Origin of the sequence: Streptomyces sp. NBC_00425 (assembly GCF_036030735.1) — a bacterium.
Lineage (GTDB): Bacteria > Actinomycetota > Actinomycetes > Streptomycetales > Streptomycetaceae > Streptomyces.
Map to the genome: position 1 here is coordinate 2,688,819 of NZ_CP107928.1, position 16,374 is coordinate 2,705,192.

Annotated in this window: 11 protein-coding genes and 1 pseudogene; 4 read left to right on the forward strand and 8 right to left on the reverse strand. The window is 74.1% G+C overall.

Features of this window, described 5'->3' with window-relative positions:
* Positions 1-72 precede the first annotated feature (72 nt).
* Both OHS82_RS11225 and OHS82_RS11230 read right to left on the reverse strand, forming a co-directional pair.
* The gene (locus OHS82_RS11225; RefSeq protein ID WP_057575874.1) at positions 73-1,410 is read right to left on the reverse strand and encodes a copper amine oxidase; all 1,338 of its coding nucleotides are present in this window, start codon (positions 1,408-1,410) and stop codon (positions 73-75) included.
* Positions 1,411-1,527: 117 nt separating this feature from the next.
* Positions 1,528-2,346, reverse strand: a complete 819-nt coding sequence (locus OHS82_RS11230; protein ID WP_328433799.1) for a Tat pathway signal sequence domain protein — start codon at positions 2,344-2,346, stop codon at positions 1,528-1,530.
* 193 nt (positions 2,347-2,539) lie between these two features.
* Here OHS82_RS11230 and glgX point away from each other — a divergent pair, with 193 nt between their 5' ends.
* From glgX to OHS82_RS11245, 3 genes are all read left to right on the forward strand, one after another.
* Positions 2,540-4,648 (forward strand): glycogen debranching protein GlgX, encoded by a 2,109-nt coding sequence (gene glgX, locus OHS82_RS11235; RefSeq protein WP_057575870.1) that lies wholly within the window; start codon positions 2,540-2,542, stop codon positions 4,646-4,648.
* Positions 4,649-4,806: 158 nt separating this feature from the next.
* On the forward strand, positions 4,807-7,158 hold the full coding sequence (treY, locus tag OHS82_RS11240) for a malto-oligosyltrehalose synthase (RefSeq protein WP_057575868.1): 2,352 nt from the start codon (positions 4,807-4,809) through the stop codon (positions 7,156-7,158).
* A gap of 284 nt (positions 7,159-7,442) precedes the next feature.
* Positions 7,443-8,693, forward strand: a complete 1,251-nt coding sequence (locus OHS82_RS11245) for a M14 family zinc carboxypeptidase (protein ID WP_328433800.1) — start codon at positions 7,443-7,445, stop codon at positions 8,691-8,693.
* A gap of 207 nt (positions 8,694-8,900) precedes the next feature.
* Here the strand turns inward: OHS82_RS11245 and OHS82_RS11250 are convergent, their stop codons facing one another.
* The 3 genes from OHS82_RS11250 to OHS82_RS11260 form a co-directional block, all read right to left on the reverse strand.
* Positions 8,901-9,359: an SSI family serine proteinase inhibitor gene (locus tag OHS82_RS11250; RefSeq protein WP_328433801.1), complete on the reverse strand. Its 459-nt coding sequence runs from the start codon at positions 9,357-9,359 to the stop codon at positions 8,901-8,903.
* Positions 9,356-10,702 (reverse strand): M14 family zinc carboxypeptidase, encoded by a 1,347-nt coding sequence (locus OHS82_RS11255; protein WP_057576228.1) that lies wholly within the window; start codon positions 10,700-10,702, stop codon positions 9,356-9,358. The genes OHS82_RS11250 and OHS82_RS11255 overlap by 4 nt, the downstream gene beginning before the upstream one ends.
* 98 nt (positions 10,703-10,800) lie before the next feature.
* Positions 10,801-11,352 (reverse strand): DUF1707 and FHA domain-containing protein, encoded by a 552-nt coding sequence (locus OHS82_RS11260; protein WP_057575862.1) that lies wholly within the window; start codon positions 11,350-11,352, stop codon positions 10,801-10,803.
* Between the two features lie 165 nt (positions 11,353-11,517).
* Between OHS82_RS11260 and treZ the strand changes: the two genes are divergently transcribed.
* Positions 11,518-13,263 carry a malto-oligosyltrehalose trehalohydrolase gene (treZ, locus tag OHS82_RS11265; RefSeq protein ID WP_328433802.1) on the forward strand — a complete coding sequence of 582 codons (1,746 nt, stop codon included), beginning with the start codon at positions 11,518-11,520 and terminating at the stop codon, positions 13,261-13,263.
* 358 nt (positions 13,264-13,621) lie between these two features.
* Here the strand turns inward: treZ and OHS82_RS11270 are convergent, their stop codons facing one another.
* From OHS82_RS11270 to OHS82_RS11280, 3 genes and pseudogenes are all read right to left on the reverse strand, one after another.
* Entirely contained in the window at positions 13,622-14,596 is a 975-nt protein-coding gene (locus OHS82_RS11270) for an aminoglycoside phosphotransferase family protein (protein WP_328433803.1), read from the reverse strand.
* A 49-nt stretch (positions 14,597-14,645) separates the two neighbouring features.
* Positions 14,646-15,773: an aminopeptidase P family protein gene (locus OHS82_RS11275; RefSeq protein WP_328433804.1), complete on the reverse strand. Its 1,128-nt coding sequence runs from the start codon at positions 15,771-15,773 to the stop codon at positions 14,646-14,648.
* A 221-nt stretch (positions 15,774-15,994) separates the two neighbouring features.
* Positions 15,995-16,326: pseudogene (locus OHS82_RS11280) on the reverse strand (LysE family translocator).
* Between the last annotated feature and the right edge of the window lie 48 nt (positions 16,327-16,374).

The following is a 16,374-nucleotide window of genomic DNA, read 5'->3' on the forward strand; positions in this document are numbered from 1 at the left end:
TCCCCGTCCCAACGATCAAGGAAGGGTACTCCGCGAGCGGCGGGCGGTGCAGCCGGATGGACAGGTCGTTTCTCAACTACCGTTGTTCGGCTGTCCGTTCTGTCCCGCGAGGGCGGAGGGAGTGAGCGGATTCATGGCGGTGACGTCCCTCGGGGCGAGCGAGAAGCCCTGCCAGTGGACCGGCATGGGCTGCTGGTCCTCGTCGCGGGCGACATGGTGGAAGCCCACGTTCACCCAGGCCACGGGGTGGGTGAGGGCCTGGCCGTTCACCCACTTGTCGACCGAGTACCCGTGCAGCGGGCTGCCGCAGTCGCGCACGTTGTTGCTGGCGTACTGCTCGCACTTGTTGTACTGCGTGAAGTAGACGTCGTGCCGGGTGAACGGGCGTCCCGAGTACTTGGAGGTGGCGCCGGGGACGAACTCGTAGGAGCGGGCGTGGCCGTCCTTGTTCTTGCCGGTCGCGCTGACCACCCGCCACCAGCGCAGGTTCGCCGCGTCGCCCGCGAGTTCCTTGGTGACGGCGGTGCGGGTGGTCTTGGTGGTGGGGCCCTGCTGTGCGCCGGCGGGCGGACTGACCACCGAGTCGTACTGTTCCACCTTGCCGGTCGAGGAGCCGTCGAGACCGAAGTCGAGCCGCCAGAACACGTTGTGGTTGTGGCTGGTGGCGTAAGCCTTGGCACCCTTGCCCAGGGGCCAGCCGCGGCCGTCGCCGGCGTCGTAGTCGAAGGGCGAGAGGCTGCCCGTGGCGCCGACGTTCATGTTGATCGCGCCGTCGTCGGAGAAGCGCCACTCGGTGATGTACTCGTACCAGCCCACCTTGTTGACGGTGTAGATGAGCAGGTCCTTGCCCTGGGCCTGGAAGACCTTGTTGTTGTCGGCCTGCATGCGGTAGGCGTGGCCGCGCGAACGGGTCGTCGTGCACAGGCCCTTGACGTTGGGGCTCCCGGTGAACGAGTCGGGGACCTTCACCGTGCGGATGGTGCCGCCGGGGCACTCGGCGGGGGTCATGTTGACCAGGCCCGAGCCGAAGTTGTAGTCGGTGATGTCGTTGTACTCGTTCTTGCCGTCGTCGTAGGGCACATGGATCTGGGCGATCTTGGCGCTGTTGAGGACGCGGATCGGCTTGGCCTCGCCGGGCGGCTGGTAGGAGACCTTCTCGAGGACGAGCCCGGACTTGGCCTCGAAGCGCCAGCACATGCGCCAGGTGGTGCCGGTGGAGAGCTTCTGTTCGATGCGGTAGGCGGCGCTGCAGTCGGCGGCGGCCGCGGGGGCGGCCTTCGGCCGGGCGGCGGCCGGGCCGGCGCCGGCGACCGCGCCGGCGGCGAGCGTCGCCACACAGAGGCCGACGGCCGCGCCGGTGCGGGCGGCGCCCTGCGACCGTGGGCCGCGCTTCAGAAACGGAACGCGCATGACGACGTGACTCCTTTGCATCCCTCTGCAGGAGGCAGGCGGGGCGACGAACGGACGGACGGGAGGGCGTGGACCGGCAAAGGCCCACGCGTCGGTTCGGGACGGTGCGGGGCCGGCTCAGCCGGTGATGCGGGCCACCTTGCGGGCGCTGAGGTCGATCACCAGGCTGCGGGTGTCGATCCACGGTCCGTTCTTGACCTTCGACAGCAGCCGTACGCAGCGGTGTTCGCCGCACTTGGCGAGGGCGGCCGGGCCCGCGCCCGGCGTCGCCCGGTACACCATGCCGGCGAGCTGCAGCTGGTCGGGGGAGGTGAGGGCCTTGCCGGTGGCGTCCTTGAAGTCGGCCTTGAGGCCGGCGCCCAGCGGGTCGGCGATCAGCAGGGCGGCCGCCTCGTTCTGCTCGGCGGTGCCGAGCGGCGGCTGGACGCCGTGCTGGGAGCCGGTGGCCTCGACCTTGCCGGTGGCGAGGTTGACGGTCTTGGTGACGAGCGTGTCGGTTCCGTAGTCGTAGAACGACACCTCCGCGCGCCGGGGGGCGTCGGGGTCGTCCACCTCGGCGGCCTCGGGGTCGGCGAGGTCCACGCCGAGGCGCTGGGGGCCGCGGTCGCCGTCCACGTCCTTCGCGGCGGTGAGCGGCTGCTGGTTGAGGGCGATCTTCTCGACGCGCGCGATCTCGTCGTCGGTCAGCGGGTCGCGCCCGGTGCCCTTCGCGCCCTCGGCGGGCGCCTCCTCGACGACGCCGGGCCGCACCGCCGCCGTGTCCCCCTGCCGTCCGTCGGCCGCCTGCCCGGCGCTCTGTGCGTTCTTGCCGCCCCCCGTGTCGTCCGCCCCCGCCGTGCCCGGGAGGGTGATCCCGACCATCACGGCTGTCGCGGCCACCGCTATGGCCGTTCCCGCCACCACCTTGCCGAGGTGGCGGCGCACCGTCGTGCGCACAATCTCCCCCTACTCCCCCTGTTGCCCGGGAGTACGTCTGCCCCACTGGTTCGGCATGCGGTGTTCGTTTGTCTCCGCATGCACCGGTCATTGGGTAAGAGGGGCGTAAGTCACGGGTGGTTCCCTCAGATTCCGGGAGACTCGGGCGGCAAGGCGACCCCGCCGCGGCGGCACACCTGAAAGAGTCGTATCCATGCAGGTCTGGCCTGGAGAGGCGTATCCCCTCGGTGCCACGTACGACGGCGCCGGCACGAACTTCGCGGTCTTCACGGAGGCCGCGGACCGAGTAGAGCTGTGTCTGCTGCACGACGACGGCTCGGAGACGGCGGTGGAACTACGGGAGAGCGACGCGTTCGTCCGGCACGCGTACGTGCCGGGCATCATGCCGGGGCAGCGGTACGGCTTCCGGGTGCACGGCCCCTACGACCCCGGTCGCGGGCAGCGCTGCAACTCGGCGAAGCTGCTGCTCGACCCCTACGCGAAGGCGGTCGCCGGCGCGATCCGGTGGGGCGAGGAGGTGTACGGCTACCACTTCGGCGCGCCCGAGCGGCGCAACGACCTCGACTCCGCGCCGCACACGATGACGTCGGTGGTGGTCAACCCGTACTTCGACTGGGGCGACGACCGCAGGCCGCGCACCGACTACCACCAGACGGTGATCTACGAGGCCCACGTCAAGGGCCTGACGATGCGCCACCCCGGGCTGCCGGAGGAGCTGCGCGGCACCTATGCGGCGCTGGCCCACCCGGCGGTCCTCGAGCACCTGACGGAGCTCGGGGTGACGGCCCTGGAGCTGATGCCGGTGCACCAGTTCGTCAACGACCACCGGCTCGTCGACATGGGGCTGAACAACTACTGGGGCTACAACACGATCGGCTTCTTCGCCCCGCACAACGCGTACGCCTCCTGGGGCGACCGCGGCCAGCAGGTGCTGGAGTTCAAGTCGGCGGTGCGGGCGCTGCACGAGGCGGGCATCGAGGTCATCCTCGACGTGGTCTACAACCACACCGCCGAGGGCAACCACCTGGGCCCGACGCTGTCCTTCCGGGGCATCGACAACCCGTCCTACTACCGGCTGGCGGACGACCCCCGGTACTACATGGACACCACCGGCACCGGGAACTCGCTGCTCATGCGGTCTCCGCACGTGCTGCAGATGATCATGGACTCGTTGCGGTACTGGGTCCTGGAGATGCATGTCGACGGGTTCCGCTTCGACCTCGCGGCGACCCTGGCACGCCAGTTCCACGAGGTGGACCGGCTGTCGTCGTTCTTCGACCTGGTCCAGCAGGACCCGGTGGTGTCCCAGGTGAAGCTGATCGCGGAGCCGTGGGACGTGGGCGAGGGCGGCTACCAGGTGGGGAACTTCCCGCCGCTGTGGACCGAGTGGAACGGCAAGTACCGCGACACCGTGCGGGACGTGTGGCGGGGCGAGGCGCGCGCGGTGGGCGAGTTCGCCTCGCGGCTGACCGGCTCGTCCGATCTCTACCAGGACGACGGACGGCGCCCGCTGGCCTCCATCAACTTCGTGACCTGCCACGACGGGTTCACCCTGCACGACCTGGTCTCCTACAACGACAAGCACAACGAGGCCAACGGGGAGGACAACCGGGACGGCGAGAGCCACAACCGGTCCTGGAACTGCGGCGTGGAGGGCGACACCGACGACCCCGGGGTGCTGGCGCTGCGAGCCCGGCAGATGCGCAACTTCGTCGCCACGCTGATGCTCTCCCAGGGCGTGCCGATGCTCAGCCACGGGGACGAGTTCGGGCGCACCCAGAAGGGCAACAACAACGCCTACTGCCAGGACAGCGAGCTGGCCTGGGTCGAGTGGCCGCAGGACGGCAGCGAGCTGCTGGACTTCACGCGCGCGTTGGTCCGGCTGCGCAGGGAGCATCCCGTCTTCCGGCGGCGCCGCTTCTTCCACGGCCGGCCGGTGGAGGGCACCCGTGACGAGCTGTCGGACATCGCCTGGTTCACGCCCGGCGGGACGGAGATGGCGCAGCGGGACTGGGACCGGGCGCAGGCGTCCGCGCTGTCGGTGTTCCTCAACGGCAACGCGATCTCCGAGCCGGGTCCGCGCGGCGAACGGATCACCGACGACTCCTTCCTGCTGATGTTCAACGCCACCGCCAAGACACTGGAGTTCGTGGTGCCGGTCGACCACGGACGGCAGTGGCAGGTGGTCGTGGACACGGCGGACCCGGCGTCCGTGGCCGAGGGAGCGGGCGCGAAGGTGCAGGCGGGCGCCCGGCTGACGCTGCCCGACCGGAGCATGACGGTGCTGCAGCGGCCGACGTAGGCCGCTCCCGGCCGGCCCGGGACGGCTCGGGACCGGCGAGGGGACGGCATGGGGACCGGCGACGGGAGCGGCGCCGGGCGGCGGCAGGACGGACCCGATCCGCACCGTCGGGGGAAGGCGGTGACACGAAACGCGGCGGGGCGGGTACGTAGGGTGTCATGACCCCTGAGCGACGTGACGCCCCCGTCCCCGTGCCGCCGACGGCGACCTACCGGCTGCAGCTGCAGCCCGGGTTCCCCTTCGGGGCCGCGGCGGCGGCCGTGCCGTACCTGGCCTCGCTCGGCGTCTCGCATCTGCACCTCTCCCCCGTCCTGGAAGCCGTGCCGGGCTCCCTGCACGGCTACGACGTCACGGATCCCACGCGCGTGCGTGCGGAGCTCGGCGGGGAGGAGGGGCTGCGCGCGCTGGCGCACACCGCGCGGGAGCACGGTCTCGGCCTGGTCGTGGACATCGTGCCGAACCACATGGCGATGTCGCCGCGCCACAACCGCCCCCTGTGGGAGGTGCTGCGGGAGGGCCCCGGCTCGCCGTACGCGCGCTGGTTCGACGTCGACCGCGAGGCGCAGGACGGCCGGATCCTGCTGCCGGTGCTCGGCGGTCCCGTCGGCGGGGAGCTGGAGCACCTGCGGGTGGACGGCGACGTCCTGCGCTACCACGACCACGTCTTCCCGCTGCGCGAGGGCACCGGCGGGCTGCCGCTGCCGCAGTTGCTGGACGCCCAGTGGTACCGCCTCGCCTGGTGGCGGCTGGCCCGCACCGAGCTGAACTACCGGCGCTTCTTCAGCATCTCGGAGCTCATCGGGGTGCGGGTGGAGGACCCGGTGGTGTTCGAGGCCACCCACGGCACGATCCTGCGGCTGCTGCACGAGGGCGTGCTCGACGGCCTGCGCGTGGACCATCCGGACGGCCTCGCCGACCCGGACGGCTACCTGGAGCGGCTGCACGCGGCGAGCGGCGGCCGGTGGACGGTCGTCGAGAAGATCCTCGCGGACGGGGAGCGGCTGCCGGACTCCTGGCCCGTCGCCGGCACGACCGGCTACGACGCCCTGCGCCGCGTCGACGGCCTGTTCACGGACCCCGCAGGGGCCGGGGAGCTCCTGACCCGCTACCGGCGCTTCGCGGCCCCGCAGACGGACCGGGGCGGCGACTGGGCGGCGACCGTGCGGCGGGCGGCCCACCAGGTGCTCGCGCACGAGCTGGCGGCCGAGACGGACCGGCTGACGCGGACGGCCTCCCGGGTGTGCGCCGCCTCCTGCGACCCCGCGCTGCGCGACCGGGCGCCGTGGGCGCTGCGCCAGGCGCTGGTGGAGCTGCTGGTCCGTATGGAGGTCTACCGGCCCTACGCCTCGGGCGACCCGGCGGCCGTCGTCACCGAGGCGGCGGCGCAGGAGGCCCGGCAGACGTTCGCGGTGCCGCAGGAGGCGGGCGCCGTCGACGTGGTGCGGGGGCTGGTGCTCGGCGGGGAGGACGGGGCGGGGGCGGAGTTGCGGGCGCGGTTCGCGCAGACGTCGTCCGCGCTGCGCGCCAAGTCGGTGGAGGACACGGCGTTCTACCGGTACGTGCCGCTGCCCGCGGCGAACGAGGTGGGCGGCGACCCCGGCTCCCCGGGCGTGTCGCCGGCCGCCTTCCACGCGTACTGCGCGCGCGTGCAGCGCGACTGGCCGACCACCGGGACGGTCGTGTCGACGCACGACACCAAGCGCAGCGCCGACGTGCGCGCCGCGCTCGCCGTGCTCACCGAGTGCCCGGAGCGCTGGTCCGACGTCCTGGAGGAGGTCTCCGGCGCGCACGAGGGCGCGGTGGACGGGCAGCTGGCGTGGGCGGCCTGGCAGACGGTCTTCGGGCTCGGCCCGGCGGCACCGGAGCGCGTCCGGGAGGCGCTGCTCAAGCACGCGCGCGAGGCGGGCCTGTACACGAGCTGGACGGAGCAGGAGCCGCCGTACGAGGACGCGGTGGCCGCGTTCACGGCGGCGGGACCGTGCGGGCCGCCCGGCGAGCGGGTGGCCGCGCTGCGCCGCGCGCTGGCGCCGCACATCCGGGCGAACGTGCTCGGCACGGCGCTGGTGCATCTGACGATGCCGGGCGTGCCGGACGTCTACCAGGGCGCCGAGTGCGAGTCCCGGACGCTGGTCGACCCGGACAACCGGCGCCCGGTGCACTTCCCGCCCGAGGACCCCGACACCAAGGCGGCCGTGACCGAGGCGGCGCTGTGGCTGCGCCGGCGGCGTCCGGAGGTCTTCGGGGAGTCGGCGACGTACGAGCCGCTGCCCGCCGAAGGGGCGGCGGCGCAGCACTGCCTCGCGTTCGCACGCTCCGGCCGGGCGGTCACGGCCGTCACCCGGCTGTCGCTGCGGCTGGCGGAGGCGGGCGGCTGGCGGGAGACGCGGCTGGCGCTGCCGCCGGGACGCTGGGTCGACGCGCTGGCCGGGGAGCGGGAGTTCAGCGGCCACGCGCGCGTGGCCGACCTGTTCGAACGGCTGCCGGTGGCGCTGCTGGAACGGATCGGCTGACGCGGCGAGCCGGGGCTCCGGCGCAGGCACGGGCGGCTCTCGCGACGGGCGGCCGGACGGGGAGGGCGCGCTGCCCGACGGCGCAACCGGGAGCCGGGCGACGGCGAACGGCGCGGACGTCCGTGCGGGCGTCGGACGCCCGCGCCCACGGCCGTGACGTCGGCCCGCCCCTCTCCGCCGACACGCGCTTCGAGCGCCCCTGGAGCCTGCCCGCGGGCGTTCTTGACAGTTCTCAGAGACCGTGGGGTACTGCGGAGGCGAAGGCCGGGCGGACGAATACGGGGGTGAGTCTCCTGCCGGAGCTGCGCTACCCCACGGTGACCGAATTGACCTCTTCTGTCCGGGCTCTGGCCGCGCGCCAGCCCGGCACGTGCACGCTGCGACAGGTGGGGGTCTCCCGTGCGGGCCGGCCGCTGCACCTGCTGTCCGTGGGGCACGCCCGGCGGGCCGTGCTGGTCGTCGCGGGCGCCCACGCCAACGAGCCGACCGGCGGGTGCACGCTGCTGGCGCTCGCCGAACGGGTGCTGTACGAACGCGAGCTGCGCGACGGCACGTCCTGGCACTTCCTGCTGTGCGCGGACCCGGACGGGGCGAATCTGCACGTCACCCCCGCGCCCCGCAGTCTGCTGGAGTACCACCTCGGCTTCTTCCGTCCGGCGGGCCCGGAGCAGCCGGAGTGGTCCCCGGCGGTCCTGCCGCCGGACCGGCTGCCGCCCGAGACGCGCGCGCTGACCCGGGTCATCGACGAGTTGCGCCCCTACCTCCAGGTCACCCTGCACGGGACCGAGCTGGGCGGCAGCTGGGTGCAGTTGACGAAGGACATCCCGGGGCTGGCCGAGCCGTTCGCCAAGTCCGCCGCACAGCTGCACATCCCGGTCGAGACGGGCGCCTCCGACGCGGCGGGGTGGCCGGCGTCCGGGCCCGGCGTGCACGTGATGCCCGCCGCCGGCGCGGAGGCCGCCTACCCGAGCATGCCGGACGACGCCCGGCACAGCACCTGGTACCACGCCCACCGCTACGGCGGTCTGACGGCGGTGGTGGAGGTGCCGATGTGGGCGAGCGATCTGGTGGACGACCCCGCCCCGCATCCCGCCCCGGCCGCGGCCATCCGGCGCCTGGCGCGGCGGCTGCTGCGGGACGCGACGGAGGTGGAGCGGGTGCTCGTCGAGGTGCTGCCGCGGCTGGAGGGCGTCGACGGGCCGCTGCTGCGGGCGGCCAGATGGGCGCTGGAGCTGGTGCCCGGGCTGGCCGCGGACTGGACCCACACCCCGCCGGCCGACACGACGATGGCGTACGTCGGCAGCGTGGACGCGTTCGCCCGCCGGCTGCCGCTGCGGGCGGCCGCGATGCTGTGGCGGGTCCTGCAGGAGTACGACGACGACGCGGCTCCGCGCCTGGAGCACCTCGTCGCGACCTGGAGCGACGCTTTCGCCGACCGTTTCCACGCCCGCTGGGTCCCCCTGGAGCACCAGGTCGAGCACCAGTCCCGGACGGTCGTCGCGGCGGCCCTGCACGCCCGGGACCGCGCGGCGTAGCCCCACGGACGGCCGCCGGACCCGGAGAGGGCAGGTGCGGTCCCCCCGCGGGCCGGTGCGGTCCCGACGGCGGGCGGCCCGCGGACGGGGCGGCCCCGGGAGCGCGGGCTCCCGGGGCCGGGCCGAGGCGGGCCGGACAGGCCCGAGCCGCGCAGACACGGCCGAGCCGGGCAGGCACAGCCCGAGCCGGCAGACACGGGCCGACGGTCAGACCTCGGGCACCTCTTCGTCGTCCAGGGCGAAGACCGGGCCGGTCAGCGCCTCCCGCTCGCAGTCGTTGCTGTAGGTGTGGCTGTAGTCGACCGGGCGGCCGTTCCAGCGTCCCTGGGCGCGGACCGTCACCGGGGCGTAGACCAGCGGGCAGACGCGGCCGGTGTCGCGCGGGACGGCCTCGACGTCGCCGCCGGACCTGGCCAGGGCGTCGCAGGCCTCCGCGGCCCGCGCGTGCCCCTGCGGCGGGTCGCACAGCAGCAGGGTGCCGCGCGTGTCGCTGGAGCGGGCGTCGCCGCGGGTGACGGTGAGCTGGAGCCAGTTGCCGGGGAGGGCGTCGTGGGGGGCGGCCAGGGCCGCCGGGGCGGCGCCGGCGGCGAGGAGGAGGGCGGCCGCGGCCGGCAGGACGCGCCGTACCGCCCGGGCCGGCCGGAGATCGGTGAGGAAGTGCTTCATTCCCGGTGCATCGGCACGACGGGCTGGGAACCCCAGTCCGACTCACCCGAACGGGCACCGGCCAGATGGAACGCGGCGAGGACGACCCGTGCCTGGTACTCGGCCTGACGCGCCACCGGGATCCAGCGCGCCCCGCAGTCGTCCCGGTAACCGGCGCACCACCCGTCGATGAGCGCGTCCAGCTCCGGCAGCGCCCCGGCCGGGTCGCGTCCGGCGCCGGTGACGAGCTGGTGGAGCAGGCCGGCCGTGCGGACGGCGATCCGGCCGCCGGCGATCCGCAGGGCCGTCAGATGGGCGGTGCTCAGCGGTGGCAGCGGGCGCAGCGGATCGGCGGTGTCGGGGTCCCAGGCGTCCGCGAGACCGGGGCAGACCAGCAGGTAGTCGTCGACCGGGGCGAGCAGACGGGCCGCGTCGGGCACGCCCTCGAGATGGGGCCGCACGCGCGCGAGGATGCCTTCCAGCACCCGCGCGTCGCGGCGCAGGGCGTGACTGACGGTCCGCAGCGCCCCGTCCCGGTCGGCGGGCGCGGAGCCGTCCGCCACGGCGGCGACGCCCCACATGGGCGCCTCGACGACCGCGGTGACCGTGCCGTGCCGCTGCGGGTGGTACCAGGTGGACTCGACGGCGGCCTCGGTGATGGCCGCGGCGAGGTCGCGCGGGCAGGGCGGCGGGATCCGGTAGACGGCCGGCCCGAGGCGCGGCCAGTACAGGGTGTCGTAGGGACCGAGCTCGAGGGGGATGCCGAGGCGGGCGGCGGCGTGGGCGACGCGACGGCACAGTCCGGGCAGGTCGCGGGTGAGCTCCACGAAGGCGCCGCCGACGTCGACGCCGTGCAGCGAACACTGGAAGAAGGGCTTCAGCTCGTCCTGGAGGCGGAGCAGCGCACGGGTCTCCGGCAGGGCGGCGCCGTCCGCGCCGTCGGGCAGCCACTCGGGCTGTTCCAGGAAGCCGGGCCGGAAGAAGTGCCGGAAGTGGCGGCCGAGGGTGTAAGGGCCGTTCAGCCAGCCCTCGTTGCGGCGCAGGCCGTCCGGGTCGAGACAGAGCAGCAGGTTCCAGGTGGCGTCCGCCCCCGCGGTGAGCCGCGGGTCGGCGAGGACCCGTTCGGCCAGCCGCAGCACGGTGGCGCCGCCGACGGGCTCGTTGGCGTGCGGCCCCGCGACGACGAGGGCCTGACGGGCGCCCCGGCCGACGGAGAGCAGCCACAGCGGTGTGCCCGCGCGGGAGACCCCGACGCGGCGCAGCCGGACGTCCCCGGAGCTGCGGACGGCGAGCGCGGCCGCGCGGGCCGCGAGTTCGTCCACGGTCGGGTAGCGGTGGAGGGGCGGCAGGGCACACCTCCGCAGGGGCGCCGTCGATTCACCGGGCGTATCTGGTGTACGCACAGTGAGTCATCGTTCCGGGGTACGTCAACACCACGTCGCGGCAAGGGACTTGAGCGGTTTCAGTTCGCCGAGAGACGGAACCCCGTGCGGCCGAAGGCGACCTGGTCGCCCTCGCGCACCACGGCCGCGCCGATGACGCGCCGCCCGTTGACGGTCGTGCCGTTCGTGGACCCGAGGTCGCGCAGCACCCACACCCCGCCCTGGCGGATGAGTTCGGCGTGCACCCGCGAGACGCTCTCGTGGGTCAGCCGCAGACCGTTCACCGGGTCGCGGCCGATGCGCAGCGCGTGCGCGGTGCCCGGGTGCGGCAGCAGCAGCTTGGGCAGCCGCTCGGCCTGCCAGGCGCGGCGCAGTCGCACGGTGAAGCCGGAGACCGCCTCGACCGCGCCGAAGACGACCCGCGAGAAGCGGTTCTCCTCGGACAGGTCGGCGGTGAGGACGGCGAGCTCGTCCGGGCGTCGGGCGGCGAGCGCCAGCTCCATGCGCCGGATGAACGTGTCGTGCGACAGGCGCCCCAGGGCGACGCCGTCGCGCAGCACCTTCAGCGCCCGGTCGCGCTCCGCGTCGGACAGCCGCGCGGGGTACGTGTTGAACTCGAAGGACGACGTCACGGTGGTGATTGTCGGTCAGCGGGCTCCGGGTGTCCAGAAGACGGATGAACGCCCCCCGCACGGGTGGCGCGCCGATGGGAGTGTTCCCGGGCCGGATCGATCTCCGGTGGAGCACGATGGACGTGACGGGCTACATCACGGTGAGCAGACGAAGGGGAGCCGTCCGTGCAGTTCGAGGTGTGGGCACCGCAGGCCGGACGCGTGACGCTGCGATGCGGCGGCGCCACGCGCGCGTTGGAGCGCGATCCGGAGCGGGCGGGGTGGTGGACGGGCGAGGCGGAGGCCGAGGACGGCACCCGGTACGGCTTCGCGGTGGACGACGGCCCGCTCCGGCCCGATCCCCGCTCGCGCCGCCAGCCGGACGGGCCGGACGGGCTGAGCGCGGTCGTCGACCAGAGCCTGTACCAGTGGCGCGCACAGTGGTCCGGACGCCCGCTGCCCGGCGCCGTCCTCTACGAGCTGCACGTGGGCACCTACACCCCCGAGGGGACGCTGGACGCGGCCGCCGAGCGGCTCGGCCATCTCGCCGAACTCGGGATCACACACGTGGAGTTGATGCCCCTGTGCCCGTTCCCGGGCCGGCACGGCTGGGGGTACGACGGGGTGTCCCCGTGGGCGGTGCACGAGCCGTACGGCGGCCCCGAGGGCCTGAAGCGGTTCGTCGACCGGGCCCATGCTCTCGGTCTGGGCGTGGTCCTGGACGTGGTGCACAACCATCTGGGCCCGTCCGGCAATCACCTGCCCTCCTTCGGCCCGTACTTCACCGAGACGCACCACACGCCATGGGGCGCCGCCGTGAACCTGGACGCCCCCGGCTCCGACGAGGTGCGCGCCTACCTGCTGGACAGCGCACTGGCCTGGCTGCGCGACTACCGGCTCGACGGGCTGCGCCTGGACGCCGTGCACGCGCTGGCGGACACGCGCGCGTACCCCTTCCTGGAGGAACTGTCGGCGGCGGTGGACGCCCTCGCCGCCGAGACGGGCCGCCCGCTGTTCCTGATCGCCGAGTCCGACCTGAACGACCCACGGCTCATCACCCCCCGCCGGCAGGGCGGCCTGGGCCTGCACGCGCAGTGGAACGACGACTTCCACCACGCCCTGCACACCGCGCTCACCGGCGAGTCACAGGGCTACTACGCCGACTTCGCGCGCGACCCGTTCGCCGCCCTCGCCAAGACCCTGACCGGCGGCTACTTCCACGACGGCGTCCACTCCGGCTTCCGGGGCCGGCGCCACGGCCGCCCGCTGGACCGGGCCCGCGTGCCCGCGCACCGGCTGCTCGGGTACGGCCAGACCCACGACCAGGTCGGCAACCGCGCCCAGGGCGACCGTCTCTCGGCGTCCCTCCCGCCCGGGCTGCTGGCGTGCGCGGCGGCGCTGACACTGACCGCGCCGTTCACGCCGATGCTGTTCATGGGCGAGGAGTGGGCGGCGGGCACGCCCTGGCAGTACTTCACCGACCACACCGACCCGGAGCTCGCCGAGGCCGTGCGACGGGGCCGGCGGCGGGAGTTCGCGGCCCACGGCTGGGCCGAGGAGGACGTGCCCGACCCACAGGACCCGGCGACCCGCGAGCGCTCCTGCCTGGACTGGTCCGAGCCGCGGCGCGAGCCGCACGCGCGCGTACTGGCCTGGTACCGCGAGCTGATCGCCCTGCGGCACGCCCACCCCGACCTCACCGATCCCGATCTGGCCGACATCAAGGTCGCCCATGACGTCGGGGGCCGCTGGCTGGCCTTCCGGCGCGGCGACGTCCGGGTCGCCGTGAACCTCGGCAAGGAGGCGGCCGCCATCCCGCTGGGCCCGCGCCCCGCGCGCGTGCTGGCCGCCTGGGTGCCGGTGGACGCCCCGGGCCCGGACGGCCTGCTGCATCTGCCCGGGGAGGCATGCGTCGTCCTGGAGCAGGAGTAACGAGCGGCGCTACGGCCCGGGCAACCGCTTGCGCGTGTTTCGGTTGGTCCGAGGGGTGGGCGGCGCGAGGAATCGCTTACGCCTGTTTCCTGAGTGCGAGCGGCGCTGCGGCCCGGGAATCGCTTACGCGTGTTGCGGTGTCTCTGAGCGGTGCGCGGCGCCGGCAAACGCTTTCGCCTGTTTCCGCGTGTCCGAGCGGCGCTGCGGCGGGGGAAACGCTTACGCCTGTTTCAGCGCGTACGCCTGGCGCCCGGAGCGAGGAGACGCTTACGCCTGTTTCCGTGTGCAAGACCGGCGCTGCGGCGCGGGCAACCGCATACGCCCGTTTCGGGCGCGTCCCCGTCCGCCGTGCTTCGTCCTACCCGTCCTCCTCCGGGTCGTCGGCGCCGTCCCCGTCCTCGCGGAACTCCGTGACCCGCTCCAGCAGGATCGCCTCCCAGGCACGCCGCAGCCGGGTCCGCGGGAGGGCGAGGGCGTCGGCGTCCCGCGGGCCGGACCTGCGACCTTCGAGGCGCTGGGCGAGGTGGACGACCGTGTCGCAGCGGGCGAGCCACAGGCCGCGCAGGCAGGGGCGGGCGCCGTAGCCGGCGAGGGTGGCGGCCCGCACGGCGGCCCCGGCGCCGACGGCGAGGGCCAGGCCGGCGATGTCCTCGGCGGGGTCCCCGAGGACCGCGTCGGTCCAGTCGAGGACGCCGCGCACCCGTCCGTCGGCGCTCACCACGAGATGCTCGCCGCGCAGCGCGTGGTGGACGAGGACCGCGGGGGCGGCCTGGGCGGCGAGCTGGGCCGCGCCCGCCGGAGTGAGCTGGTGCAGCCGGGCGGGGTCGAACTCGTCGGCGCGGCCGAGGCGTTCGGCGGCGGCGACGGCCATCCGGCGCAGCGCCTCCAGGGAACGCGGGGCGGCCCGCGGCACGCCGAGCGCGTCCGCCTGCCGGGCCGGCACCTCGCGCAGCCCGCTGAGCAGTCCGGCGAGGTCGGCCTCGCCGACGGCCGACACGTCGTGCTCCTCTGCCGTGCCGCCGGGCAGCCTGGCGTCGAGGGTGTAGGCCAGCCCCGGGGACCACTCGCCGTGCGCGACACCGGCCGGCACGGCGATCGGGACGTGCTGCCGGACGAGGTCGCGCAGCCGCAGTTCGCGGCGGCGGCGCACGGTCGCCTCGCGGTCGGGGGCGAGCCGCAGCACATGGCGGGCGCCGACCCACCAGGTGGTGGGCGCGTCGCCCTCGGTGACGGGCCGTACCTCCGGTCCGGGGCCGCTCGCCCCGTTCTCCTCGAGGAGCGCACGGACCAGTCGGCGGACGGTGTCCGCGGTGGGTGTCGGTGCCTGGGTCATGATCGCGCCGTTGCCGTTCGGGTGGGTGCCGGGGACTCCTGGGGGCGGGTCAGTCCACTATGACCAGCTCGCGGGTGGTGTCGTTGAGGCGTCGGCCGCCGTCCTCGGTGACGGTGACGATGTCCTCGATGCGCACACCGAAGCGGCCGGGCAGGTACACGCCGGGCTCCACGGAGAAGCACATTCCGGGCACGAGGGGCTGCTCCTCGCCCTCGATCATGTACGGCGGCTCGTGGGTGGTGACGCCGATGCCGTGGCCGGTGCGGTGGATGAAGTTCGCGCCGTAGCCGGCGGCGGTGATGACCGCGCGGGCGGCTCTGTCGATCTCCTGGCAGGCGACACCGGGCCGCACCGCCCGGAAACCGGCCTCCTGCGCCTCGCGCACCAGGTCGTGCACCCGGCGTTCCTCGTCGGTGGGCTCGCCGACGTGCACGGTGCGGGAGGTGTCGGAGCCGTAGCCGTCCTTGAGGCCGCCGAAGTCGAGGACCACCATGTCGCCGTGCTCGATGACGCGGTCGCCGACCTCGTGGTGCGGGTTGGCGCCGTTCGGCCCGGAGGCGACGATGGTGAAGTCGACCTGGGAGTGGCCGAACCTGCGCAGGAGTGCGGCGAGCTCTGCGCCGACCTCCGTCTCCCTGCGCCCGCCGAAGGGAACCCGCCGGATCTCCTCGAACACCCGGTCCGCGGCCGCGCCCGCCGCCGCCATCAGCTCCAGTTCGGCGGCGTCCTTGACGGCGCGCAGCATGGGCAGGGCCTCGGTGAGGGAGGCGTAGGAGGTGTCGGGCAGTGCATTCTGCAGGACCAGCAGGTGCATCGCCCAGGCGTTGTCGCTGATCCCGAACCGCCCTCGGTCGTCGAGGAGGGCGACGGTGGCGGCGTAGGGGTCCTTGCCGTCGGTCCAGTCCCGCAGCGTGAGCACGGGGGCGCCGACCGCTTTCGCGGCGTCGGGGGCCTCGAGGGCCGGCACGAGGAGAACCGGGTCCCGGCCGGCGGCGAGGACGAGCAGGGTGAGCCGCTCGGTGGCCGCGGGCGGCGCGTAGCCGGTGAGCCAGACGAGGTCGGGTCCGGGCGCCACGAGGAGTCCGGCGAGTCCGGCGTCGGCTGCCTCCCGCGCGGCGCGTTCCATACGGGCCCGGTAGTCGTCGGCGGTGAAGGGCGCGGGGGCGGTGCCGGTCATCCGGGCCTCCCAGGAGGGACGTGGTGACTGAGGTGACTGAAATGACTGAGGTGACTGAGGTGACTGAGGTGACTGATGATGCCCATGCCGATGCCGACGCGGCTGCTGACGGGTGACGGACGAGGCGACGCCGGCGAGATGACCACGGGCAGCATCCTGCCCGTCCGGCGGGGGTCGCGCGAGCCGGTCGACAAGGGTTTCGGGCGGACGGCCCGCCCAGGTCAGCCGTCCAGGGCCAGGCGCAGGCCGAGAAGCAGCAGCACCCCGCCGGAGACCTGCTCCGGGCGGCGGCGCGCCCCGGCCCGGGAGAGCACGCGCTTCATCCGGCCCACGAACCACACGTAGGGGCTGTAGTAGCCGACCTCGTAGACGTCAGTCCGAAGGCGGCGACCACGCCCCAGACGAACACCCCGGTCTCGTTGCCGAGCACCGTCAGGAAGCCGGAGCGGCGGCTGCGCAGCGACTGCTTCACGATCAGGACGGTGCTGGGTCCGGGCGAGGCCGCGACGAGGGTACAGGCGCCCAGGAAGGCCGGGAGGGAGGAGGTCGGCATGGCGCTCATGGTGGCGCAGCGCGGACGGCGGGCGCCACTGGTCCGCCG

Bases quoted from the DNA above. Each gene is read 5' to 3' on its own strand.
- OHS82_RS11225 (WP_057575874.1), bottom strand. From the start codon at position 1,410: ATGCGCGTTCCGTTTCTGAAGCGCGGCCCACGGTCGCAGGGCGCCGCC.
- OHS82_RS11275 (WP_328433804.1), bottom strand. From the start codon at position 15,773: ATGACCGGCACCGCCCCCGCGCCCTTCACCGCCGACGACTACCGGGCC.
- OHS82_RS11270 (WP_328433803.1), bottom strand. From the start codon at position 14,596: ATGACCCAGGCACCGACACCCACCGCGGACACCGTCCGCCGACTGGTC.
- glgX (WP_057575870.1), top strand. From the start codon at position 2,540: ATGCAGGTCTGGCCTGGAGAGGCGTATCCCCTCGGTGCCACGTACGAC.
- OHS82_RS11250 (WP_328433801.1), bottom strand. From the start codon at position 9,359: ATGAAGCACTTCCTCACCGATCTCCGGCCGGCCCGGGCGGTACGGCGC.
- treY (WP_057575868.1), top strand. From the start codon at position 4,807: ATGACCCCTGAGCGACGTGACGCCCCCGTCCCCGTGCCGCCGACGGCG.